The organism is uncultured Flavobacterium sp. (genome assembly GCF_937967675.1).
GTDB lineage: Bacteria > Bacteroidota > Bacteroidia > Flavobacteriales > Flavobacteriaceae > Flavobacterium.
Genome location: NZ_CALBSN010000100.1, coordinates 1 through 10994, shown reverse-complemented (window position 1 = coordinate 10994; position 10994 = coordinate 1). Strand labels below are relative to the sequence as shown.

12 protein-coding genes are annotated in these 10994 nt (G+C 32.8%); 6 read left to right on the top strand and 6 right to left on the bottom strand.

The annotated features are described in order from the left end of the window. Positions 1-111 precede the first annotated feature (111 nt). The 6 genes from Q0075_RS06840 (at position 112) to Q0075_RS06815 (ending at position 5551) form a co-directional block, all read left to right on the top strand. Positions 112-876, top strand: a complete 765-nt coding sequence (locus Q0075_RS06840) for an AAA family ATPase (protein WP_297868858.1) — start codon at positions 112-114, stop codon at positions 874-876. Between the two features lie 9 nt (positions 877-885). Continuing rightward, positions 886-1785, top strand: a complete 900-nt coding sequence (locus Q0075_RS06835; RefSeq protein WP_297868857.1) for a ParB/RepB/Spo0J family partition protein — start codon at positions 886-888, stop codon at positions 1783-1785. Next, the gene (locus tag Q0075_RS06830) at positions 1785-2345 is read left to right on the top strand and encodes a DUF5683 domain-containing protein (protein ID WP_297868856.1); all 561 of its coding nucleotides are present in this window, start codon (positions 1785-1787) and stop codon (positions 2343-2345) included. The genes Q0075_RS06835 and Q0075_RS06830 overlap by 1 nt, the downstream gene beginning before the upstream one ends. 44 nt (positions 2346-2389) lie before the next feature. Beyond that, positions 2390-3097, top strand: a complete 708-nt coding sequence (gene dapB, locus Q0075_RS06825; protein ID WP_297868855.1) for a 4-hydroxy-tetrahydrodipicolinate reductase — start codon at positions 2390-2392, stop codon at positions 3095-3097. Between the two features lie 37 nt (positions 3098-3134). Next, on the top strand, positions 3135-4850 hold the full coding sequence (gene lepB, locus Q0075_RS06820) for a signal peptidase I (protein ID WP_297868854.1): 1716 nt from the start codon (positions 3135-3137) through the stop codon (positions 4848-4850). A gap of 86 nt (positions 4851-4936) precedes the next feature. After that, the gene (locus Q0075_RS06815) at positions 4937-5551 is read left to right on the top strand and encodes a WbqC family protein (protein ID WP_297868860.1); all 615 of its coding nucleotides are present in this window, start codon (positions 4937-4939) and stop codon (positions 5549-5551) included. A 1-nt stretch (position 5552) separates the two neighbouring features. On the opposite strand, the gene Q0075_RS06810 is transcribed toward Q0075_RS06815, so the two are convergent. From Q0075_RS06810 to ribH, 6 genes are all read right to left on the bottom strand, one after another. Continuing rightward, on the bottom strand, positions 5553-6596 hold the full coding sequence (locus Q0075_RS06810) for an endonuclease/exonuclease/phosphatase family protein (protein WP_297868853.1): 1044 nt from the start codon (positions 6594-6596) through the stop codon (positions 5553-5555). Next, positions 6596-7450, bottom strand: coding sequence for a rhomboid family intramembrane serine protease (locus Q0075_RS06805; protein ID WP_297868852.1), 855 nt, complete (start codon positions 7448-7450; stop codon positions 6596-6598). Before Q0075_RS06805 ends, Q0075_RS06810 begins: the two co-directional genes overlap by 1 nt. Before the next feature lie 37 nt (positions 7451-7487). Then, positions 7488-8285, bottom strand: a complete 798-nt coding sequence (locus tag Q0075_RS06800; protein ID WP_297868859.1) for a rhomboid family intramembrane serine protease — start codon at positions 8283-8285, stop codon at positions 7488-7490. Then, positions 8285-10141 (bottom strand): DNA mismatch repair endonuclease MutL, encoded by a 1857-nt coding sequence (mutL, locus tag Q0075_RS06795; protein ID WP_297868851.1) that lies wholly within the window; start codon positions 10139-10141, stop codon positions 8285-8287. The genes Q0075_RS06800 and mutL overlap by 1 nt, the downstream gene beginning before the upstream one ends. Next, on the bottom strand, positions 10141-10434 hold the full coding sequence (locus Q0075_RS06790; RefSeq protein ID WP_297868850.1) for a hypothetical protein: 294 nt from the start codon (positions 10432-10434) through the stop codon (positions 10141-10143). Before Q0075_RS06790 ends, mutL begins: the two co-directional genes overlap by 1 nt. Before the next feature lie 114 nt (positions 10435-10548). Beyond that, a partial coding sequence (gene ribH, locus Q0075_RS06785; RefSeq protein WP_297868849.1) for a 6,7-dimethyl-8-ribityllumazine synthase occupies positions 10549-10994 on the bottom strand: 446 nt, incomplete at its 5' end.

Sequence of the window (10994 nt, the reverse complement as noted above, 5' to 3'; positions counted from 1 at the left end):
TTTATCACACTGTAAATCAATTACATTACACTTTAACCCATTGTTAACAAAATTGCCTTGAAAAAACCATAAATAATTGTATTTTTACGGCTTAAAATTTTCAATAATCAAATGGGTAAAATCATTGCAATTGCCAATCAAAAAGGTGGTGTAGGAAAAACAACTACATCAGTTAACTTAGCAGCTTCTCTTGGTGTTTTAGAAAAAAAAGTACTTTTAATCGATGCTGACCCACAAGCTAACGCGAGTTCGGGCTTAGGAATCGATGTAGAAAGTGTGGAAATTGGGTCATACCAAGTTTTAGAACACAGTGCAACACCAGAAGAAGCTACAGTTTCTTGTACAGCACCAAATGTTTCGGTAATTCCGGCTCATATTGACTTGGTGGCTATCGAAATTGAATTAGTAGACAAAGAAAATCGCGAGTACATGCTAAAAACGGCATTGGAAAGCGTGAAAGACAAATACGATTATATTTTAATTGATTGTGCTCCTTCATTAGGATTGCTAACATTGAATGCCTTAACTGCTGCTGATAGTGTAGTTATTCCAATTCAGTGTGAATATTTTGCCTTAGAAGGTTTAGGAAAATTATTAAACACGATTAAAAGTGTGCAAAAAATACACAATCCAAATTTAGATATTGAAGGATTATTGTTAACTATGTACGATTCTCGTTTACGTTTATCAAACCAAGTGGTTGAAGAAGTTCAAAAACACTTTAACGATATGGTTTTTGAAACGGTAATTCAGAGAAATATCAAATTAAGTGAAGCTCCAAGTTTTGGAGAAAGTATCATTAATTATGACGCTACGAGTAAAGGAGCTTCTAATTATTTGAACTTAGCAGAAGAAATTATTAAGAAAAATCAATAATAGAGTAAGATGACAAAAGCGGTAAAAAAACAAGCCTTAGGAAGAGGATTATCGGCTTTATTGAAAGATCCGGAAAACGACATTAAATCGGTTGAGGATAAAAACGCAGATAAAGTTGTAGGAAATATTATTGAATTAGATATCGAATCGATTGAAATTAATCCATTTCAACCAAGAACGAATTTCAACGAAGAAACCTTACAAGAATTAGCCAAATCGATTAAAGAATTAGGCGTAATTCAACCTATTACTGTTAGAAAATTAGAGTTCAATAAATACCAATTGATTTCGGGAGAACGTCGTTTGCGAGCTTCTAAATTAATCGGATTAAAAACGGTTCCGGCATACATTCGTTTAGCTAATGATAATGAATCATTGGTTATGGCTTTGGTGGAAAACATCCAACGTCATGATTTAGATCCGATTGAGGTTGCCATTTCGTATCAAAGATTAATCGAAGAAATCAATTTAACGCAAGAAGAATTGAGTGAGCGCGTTGGTAAAAAACGTTCTACAATTACCAATTATTTACGCTTATTGAAATTAGACCCAATCATCCAAACAGGAATGCGAGATGGTTTTATTTCGATGGGACACGGAAGAGCGTTGATTAACATTGATAATCACGATGTTCAAAGCGATATTTATCACAAAGTAGTAACGCAAAATCTTTCTGTTAGAGAAACAGAAGCTTTGGTAAAAAATTACCAAGATAGTTTAAAACCAAAAACGGCTAAACCTGCAAAAGGTAACTCATTTGACGTAAAAGAGGAAGAGAAAAAAGCGTTTTCTAACTATTTCGGAACAAAAGTTGACGTTAAAGTAGCGGGTAACGGAAAAGGTAAAATAACGATTCCATTTCACTCTGAAGAAGACTTTAATCGTATCTTGAAACTAATCAATTCTTAGTGAGAAAGCTACACTACATATTTATTTTGACTTGTCTTTTTCTAAGTTTTAAAGGAAGAGCACAAGAGGAAATGACATTAATAACACAAGATACAGTTAAAGCTGTTATTGACCCTAATCGTCCTGCTAGAGCGGCTTTTTATTCGGCTTTAGTTCCAGGACTTGGACAAGCTTATAACAAAAAATACTGGAAAATACCTTTAGCTTATATTGGACTTGGATTGGGTATATATTCCTATACTTGGAATCAAAACAAATACCATGATTATAGAGACGAATATAAAAGAAGATTAGATGGTACTTCAAACCCTAATCATCCTATTTATGGTGGATTAGACAATGATAGATTAATTCGTGCTCAAAAATTTCATCAAAGAAATAGAGATTTATCGGCTTTAATAACCGCTGGAATTTATATTTTAAACATTGTTGACGCAAATATTGATGCCCATTTAATGCAATTTAATGTTAATGATAATCTTTCGTTAAAACCTGACATGAATCAAAATCAAATGGATTATAAATTCAACTATGGTATGACATTAACGTACAGTTTTTAACAAAATATTAGGTAACATAATATCAAACCTAACAACTAACTATTATGAAAATTGCACTTTTAGGATACGGAAAAATGGGAAAAGTTATTGAAAGAATAGCTTTAGAACGAGGTCATGAAATCGTATTAAAAAAAAATCAAAATAACACATTCGAAGGATTATTAAATGCTGATGTTGCTATCGACTTTAGTGTTCCAGATAGCGCAGTTGAAAATATTTCTGAATGTTTAAATAACGCAATTCCTGTTATTTCAGGAACTACAGGTTGGTTAGTAGATTACCCGAAAATGGCACAATTGTGCGAAGCAAAAAACGGTAGTTTTATTTATGCTTCTAATTTTAGTTTAGGTGTAAATGTGTTTTTTGAATTGAATGAATATTTAGCCAAAATGATGGCTAACTTGAAGCAATACAACGTTTCAATGGAAGAAATTCATCACACTCAAAAATTAGATGCTCCAAGTGGAACAGCCATTACATTAGCAGAAGGTGTTATCAAACATACAGACTATGCGAATTGGACACTAGAAACTCCAATTAGCAACGAAATTCATATTGAAGCAAAGCGTATCGAAAATGTTCCTGGAACTCATAGTATTTTCTATGACAGTGAAGTGGATCAAATTGAAATCAAGCACACCGCTCATAGTCGTGAAGGTTTTGCTTTAGGAGCTGTTGTTGCTGCTGAATGGTTAGTAGGTAAAAAAGGGATTTTTAACATGAAAGATGTTTTGGGTTTAACCTCAAAATAAAACAATTATAAAATTTAACAAGTAAACGATATTAAAAATGGAAATATCAGGTTGGTTAATCTTTATCTTATTCATTCAAGTAATTCACGGAATTGGAACTTGGAAATTATACGTAAAAGCAGGTAGAAAAGCATGGGAAGCATTTGTTCCAGTTTACAACGGAATTGTATTAATGCAAATCATCAACCGTCCAAAATGGTGGATTTTACTACTTTTTATTCCGGTTATCAATTTATTTTTATTTCCAATCATTTGGATTGAAACCTTAAGAACTTTCGGTAAAAAATCAACTGTTGATATGGTTTTAGGAGTAGTTACCTTAGGGTTTTACATCGCTTATGTAAATTACACACAAGAAACAACTTATCACGCGAATCGTGATTTGACTGCACCTAACAAAACTATGGATACTTTAGGTTCATTATCGTTTGCTATTGTTGTTGCAACTTTAGTTCATACTTATTTTATTCAACCTTATACTATCCCAACTTCATCTTTGGAAAAATCTTTGTTAGTAGGTGACTTTTTATTTGTAAGCAAATTCCATTATGGAGCCAAAACACCTATGACACCTATAGCTGCCCCGATGGTTCATGACACTTTACCAATTATTAAAACAAAATCATATTTAGCAAAACCTTCATTACCTTATTTTCGTTTTCCTGCTTTACAAAAAATAGAACGTAATGACATTGTAGTGTTTAACTGGCCTGCAGACACTTTGTTTCACATGTACAAAGCGGCAGATAAAAGATATGATAAACCTATCGATAAAAAAACCAACTACGTAAAACGTTGCACCGCTATTCCTGGTGATAAAATTGAAATTAAAGATGGTATCATTTTTATTAACGGAAAAGAATCGATTCTTCCTGAAAGAGCAAAACCTCAGTATTTTTATTTGATTAAAACCAACAATGTGAACGCTGATGAAATAAAAAATTTCTATCAAATTACAGAAGGCTATCCTTTGTTCGAAATCAAAAATGAAATTTGGAACAAACCTGAATTCAAGAATGAGCTAATCAGTAGATATGAATTTGAAGAAATATCTAGAGACACTTTAACTACAGCTGTAACAGGTCAGGTTGACCAGGAAATTTATAATAAGTTAGGTTTGATGATTTCTCCAAATTATTTTTATGGAAACTTAACAGCTGAAAAATACGAACAACTCAAATCTGACAGCAGAATTAGTTCGGTTAAACGTCAAATTAGCAAAACAGCTGAAGATGGTATTTTTCCTGACATTCAAGATGGAAAGCCTTCTGTAAAAAATAATTGGAATCGAGATAACATGGGTCCAATCTATATTCCTGAAGCAGGAAAAACTGTTACTCTAAATAAAGAAAACTTACCGCTTTATAAAAAGATAATTGGTGAGTACGAAGGAAACGACTTGAAAGTAAATGGTGATGAAATCCGCATTAATGGTCAGGTTGCCACTTCTTATACTTTTAAACAAGATTATTATTGGATGATGGGAGATAACCGTCACAATTCCTTAGACTCTCGTTATTGGGGATTTGTCCCAGCAGATCACATCGTTGGAAAACCAATTTTCATTTGGATGAGTATCGATAGCATTAACGACGGAATTAAAAACTGGAGCATTCGTTGGGATAGATTATTCACTACTGTTAGTGGTGATGGCCAACCAAAATCGTATTTCCAATATTTCTTAATTGCTTTAGCAGGTTATTTTGCTTTTGATTACTTCAGAAAAAAGAAGAAAAAGAAAGAAGAAGCTTAATATAATTTTAACCGAATTTCACTAATTAGCACGAAATAACTTGTGATAATTAGTGAAATTCGTGTTTTTAAAAACAATATTTTATGATGAACAACATTCTTATACATCCAACTTATTTTCCATCAATTAGTCATTACGTAGCGATGCTTCAAGCAGATTCGGTAACGTTTGAAATGGAAGACAATTTTCAAAAACAAACGAACAGGAATAGGATGTACATTTATAGTCCAAATGGAATTCAAATGTTGAATATCCCTATCAAACATTCAAAAGACAAACATCAGAAATACAAAGATGTCCGCATTGAAAACGATTTTGGATGGCAAAAAAATCACTTTAAATCGTTAGAAGCTGCATACCGAACTTCGCCTTTTTTCGAATATTTTGAAGATGATTTTCGTCCGCTATTCGAAAAAAGACATGAATTTTTAATGGATTTGAATTTGGAAATTTTTGAATTGGTAAACGAGTCTTTAGGAATAACTATCCAAACAGATAAAACAACTGAATTTTTCCATGATGTTCCAAATTTTAAAGATTTTAGACATTTGGCAAACGGGAAAAAAGACACAACTCAATTAGAGGAATACACGCAAGTATTTGAAGAAAAACACGGTTTTATTAACAACTTAAGCATTTTAGACTTGCTTTTTAATGAAGGAAGATACGCTGTGGATTATCTGAAAAATCAAAAGATTTAAATTATTCTTCTGTTTTTTGAACTAGATTTAATCTTGTTAATTGTGGAAAATGATCGCTTTGAACAAAAGAATCTAGAGAAGTAAATTCTTTCACCTCGATATTATTTTCAACGAAAACATAATCAATCCTGGCTGGATAATATTTAAAATTATACGATTTTCCAAAACCTGTTCCAGCTTGTTCGAAAGCATCTTTCATATCCCCTTTCACCGTTCTATATACATAAGAGAAAGCACTATTATTCAAATCACCACAGATAATTTTTGGATAGTTACACGCATCAAAATGTTTTTTAATAATTTCTGCTTGTTGCTGTTGAAGCGTAAATGCTTCACTAATTCGCATAAAAATAAACTTTGATTTTTCTTGATTAAGATCTTCGTGTATATCGGTACTGATTTTAATAGATTGCAGGTGCATACTATAAATTCGCAAGGTATCTTTACCTTTTAAAATATCGGCATAAATAACATTATTGCTTGTATTAGGAAATTGAATTTCTCCCTTCTCAATCATTTTGTAATTGGAATAAATGGCTTGACCATATTTATTTTTTCCACCATATAACTTTACAAAACTATGTGGGTATTTTTTTACTGACACTTTATCGTTAGGCGAAAACTCTTGTAAACACAAGATATCAGGATGCTTTTCATCAATTAATTTTGAGATTTGTTCAGGAACATCACCTTGAGGAAGCCATTCATACAAATTAAAAAGTCGGACATTATAACTCATTAAAGTAAAGTCGCTATCTTCTGGTGGAAGATTGGTTTCCGAAAATTTATAAAAACGATTAATGAAGGTAATTCCAAGTAATAATACTAATCCTGAAAGTAACATTTGTCTTTTTAGTTGCAATAACCAAAAAACAAAAAAGAAGAAATTCAAAATCAAAAACAAGGGAAGAATTAGTGTCAATACACTTAAAAAAGGAAAGGCTTTAGGCGCTAAGAAAGGCAACAAATACGCAAGAAAAGTCAATACAGTAAGCACTGTATTAAAAAAAAACATAATTCTACTAAACCAAGATTGTTTTGGCATTATTTTCCTGCTTTAAAAAGAAATTCCTTTTCCTCTTTTGTTAAACTATCATAACCCGATTTACTAATTTTATCTAAAATATCATCAATCTGTTTTTGTGTAATATCTTTTTCTGAGAACGAATTTACTACTTTTTTTGTTGTATTGCGATGTACTTTTTTAAATGGGGTTTTCTTTTTTGGTTTAGAAAGATTCGCAAAGAAATCTAAAACAAACAAAATTCCTTTACTTAAATCGGTTCCCGATTGTAATAACTTAACGTAAAGAAAACCAAAAAGTGCACCACCTAAATGCGCTATATGTCCGCCTGTGTTATCTAAAGGCAACTGAATTAAATCTAGTAATAAAATAACAAATGTGACATGCCATAGCTTCACAATTCCAATCAATGGAATACGCAACAACATAAAGGGTGCATAAGTCGTAACGCTAAGCAAAATTGCCATAATAGCACCACTAGCTCCAACCAGCAAACCTGATTTCCCAATTAGAATATAGGAAAGCACAAATATAATTCCAGAGAAAACACCACCTAAAATGTAAACACCAAGCAATTGTCTATCTGTAAAATATGTTGAAAACAATCTTCCTGCAAAATGAAGCACTAACAAATTAAAAAATAAATGTAAAAACTTAGCATGAAAAAAATTAAACGTAATTAATGTCCAAGGCGTTCTAACTAAATTACCAAGATCAGACGACAAAGCAATCCATGTTGGAATTTGAAATTTCCCAACAGAAAAACTATAAAAAAACACCAACGAAAACAAGAAGAAACCAATGTTCCAAAAGATTAACTTTTGCACCATGCCACCTGTTCTGTATTGTAGTTTTAAATCGTCTAAAATGTTCATCTTTTCTCTTTGTTCTTTATTCTTTTTTCTAAAAAACTTATCTATCCCAACGGTTTTGATCAAACTGATTTTTCTTCCAATACCACATCATAATAAAACCAATTAAAGCACCACCTACATGGGCAAAATGGGCAATATTTCCTCCAAAAAGACTAAATCCTGTTACACCCGAGAACAAATCTAACAATACAATCACAGGTACAAAATATTTAGCTTTAATAGGAACTGGAATAAACATCATCATCAACTCGGCATTAGGAAACATAAAGGCAAAAGCTACTAATAACCCGTAAATAGCACCTGAAGCTCCCACGGCAGCGGTTTGATTTTTTATTGCAGCATTAAATAAAATTTTAAAATCATCTCCATTTAAATTTAATTTATCAAAAGTAGCTTGTGCATTTTCATACAACAATTGTCCCTGAAACTGATTTCCGCTAACAAAATCGGTGTTTAAAATAGTATGAATATCTGCTGAAGTTATCGCTGAATTTTGTAATTGATCTAGAAGTGAATGAATTTCATAATAATTAACGCCCGAATGAATCAAAGCAGCTCCTAATCCACAAGATAAATAGAAAAATAGAAATTTCTTAGCTCCCCAAAAATGCTCCAATGCGCTACCAAAAGAAATCAATGCAAACATATTAAAGAAAATATGCATAGGACTTCCGTGCATGAACATGTGCGTTATAGGTTGCCAGAATTGAAATTTATCACTTTCAAAGTAATATAGCGCCAATAAATCATTCGATTGCGGCACCACAAAACTTCCAATAAAACACAAAACATTAATTATCAATAACTGCTTAACAGTATCGGTCATGTTATTCATCATATCGCAAATTTTTTATCTAGATCTTCTACCGTTAACGTGATAAAAGTTGGTTTTTGAAAAGGCGAAACATTGGGTTCTTTACACGCAAATAACGAATTTACTAAATTTTCTTGTTCCCTTTCGGTTAAATAAGTTCCGGTTTTAACGGCCATACTTTTCGCCATCGATTTGGCAATGCTATCACTCTGTGAAAAACTACTTTCTGGAATTTCATTTTGTAGATTCCCAATTAATTCTTCTAAAACAATGGATATTTCACTTTCAGCCATTCCAATTGGCAATCCTGAAATTTGAATAGAATCAATATTGAAAGCATCAAAAACAAATCCAGTGTTTTCTAAAGAAGACTGCAATTCTTTCAATAAAATCATCTCATCAGAAGAAAAATACAATTCCAATGGAAATAACAACTGCTGGCTAGAAGCTTTCTGAACCGTAATATTAGTCAGAAATTGTTCATACAACACACGTTGGTGCGCTCTTCCTTGATCAATAACCAACATTCCCGATTTTATGGCGCTAACGATATATTTTTTATGAATTTGATAGGTTGATGTGGTTTTAGTTTCCATCACATCATCTTCAAACAATTTACTAGTAACTTCTTCACTTTCAAATGAAAAAGTTTCTATTTCTTGAGTGTCCTGCTTTAATCCAACGTATAAACTTTCCCAACTTGCTGTTGACGTTTCCTTTTTATAACTTCCAAAAGAAGACAACGGCTTCGAACTCGGTTTTTCAGCCGCAAATGGATTAAAACTAGAATCTACTTGAATTGTTGGAAAATCAGCTTCTCTATTTTTATATTCGTAAGGCGTGTCTAAATTTGAATCGCGCTCAAAATCTAAAACGGGCGCTACGTTAAATTGCCCTAAACTATGTTTCACTGCTGAACGCAAAATCGCATATAACGAATGTTCATCGTCAAACTTAATTTCAGTTTTTGTAGGATGAATGTTGATATCGATAGTATGAGGTGGCACTTGCAAATACAAGAAATAACTTGGTTGATTACCTTCTTTCAACAAACCTTCGTAAGCACTCATGATAGCATGATGCAAATACGCACTTTTGATATATCTATCGTTCACAAAGAAAAACTGTTCGCCTCTACTCTTTTTTGCAAATTCAGGTTTTCCTACAAATCCAGAAATGGTAATTAACTCGGTTTCTTCCGAAACTGGCACTAACTTTTCGTTTGTTTTTCCACCAAAAATATTCACTATTCTTTGACGGTAATTAGAACTTGGTAAATTGTATAATTCACTCCCGTTATGCATCAAAGTAAATGAAATCGACGGATGCGCCATCGCTACACGTTGGAATTCATCCATCACATGACGAAATTCTACTGTTTCCGATTTCAAGAAATTTCTTCTGGCTGGAATATTGAAAAACAAATTCTTAACGGCAAACGAGGTTCCTTTTGGTAAAACCGCAACATCTTGGGTTACCAATTTACTACCCTCAATAACAATATGAGTTCCAAGTTCTTCTTGGTCTTGTTTTGTTTTTAATTCCACATGAGCAATCGCAGCAATTGATGCTAATGCTTCGCCACGAAAACCTTTGGTATGCAAATCGAATAAATCTTCTGCTTTTCGGATTTTAGATGTAGCATGACGTTCGAAACACAAACGGGCATCGGTCATATTCATACCCAAACCATTATCAATTACTTGAACTAAGGTTTTTCCGGCTTCTTTAACGATTAATTTAATGTCCGTCGATTTGGCATCAACGGCATTTTCCAACAACTCTTTCACAACAGAAGCTGGGCGTTGCACCACTTCTCCAGCAGCTATTTGATTAGCAACATGATCCGGTAAAAGTTGAATAATACTCGCTGCCATTATTTTCTTCTAAATATGGAAAAATCAAAATCGATGATAAAGAAAAAGATCAAAACCAAAATTAAGGCAATGACAATAACACGCATATTGAAAGAACGATTCTTTCTATTTCTGCTAGCGTCTCTAGCATCGCTCCACATTGCTCTCATATCGTTATAACTTGCGGTTTCTCTATCGCGTCGTATTGCAGAATCAAAATCAAATGGATTATCTACTGTTTTGCCTTCGTAATGACGAGGCGTGTAATTAAATCTTTTGTTCTTTGGCATTCTACCTTTTCCAAACTTAATCATGTCGCATTATTTTTTTCAAATTTAAGGATTTTTACGCGTTTAATCTCCAAATTTTTGTTAACAAAAAATCCCGATGAAAATCGGGATTAGTATATTGTTTTTAAAGAAAATCCTTTATTTTCTATTCAAATCAACCATTTTGATTGCTGCAATTGCTGCTTCTACTCCTTTGTTTCCGTGTTTCCCACCACTTCTGTCTAATGACTGTTGCATGTTGTTATCGGTTAACACACAAAAAATAGTTGGTACATCGTACAAAAGATTTAAGTCTTTCATTCCTTGAGTTACTCCTTCACATACAAATTCGAAATGCATGGTTTCGCCTTTAATCACACAACCAATCACAATTACGGCATCAAGCTCTAGTTTTTCGTGCATTTGGCGTGCTCCGAAAATCAATTCGAAACTTCCTGGTACGTTCCAACGGATGATATTTTCTGGCAAAGCACCGCAATCGGTTAAAGCTGCAAAAGCTCCGTTATACAAACCTTCTGTAACTTGCTCGTTCCATTCTGAAACAACAATCCCAAACCGAAAATCTTTCGCGTTTGGGATTGTGT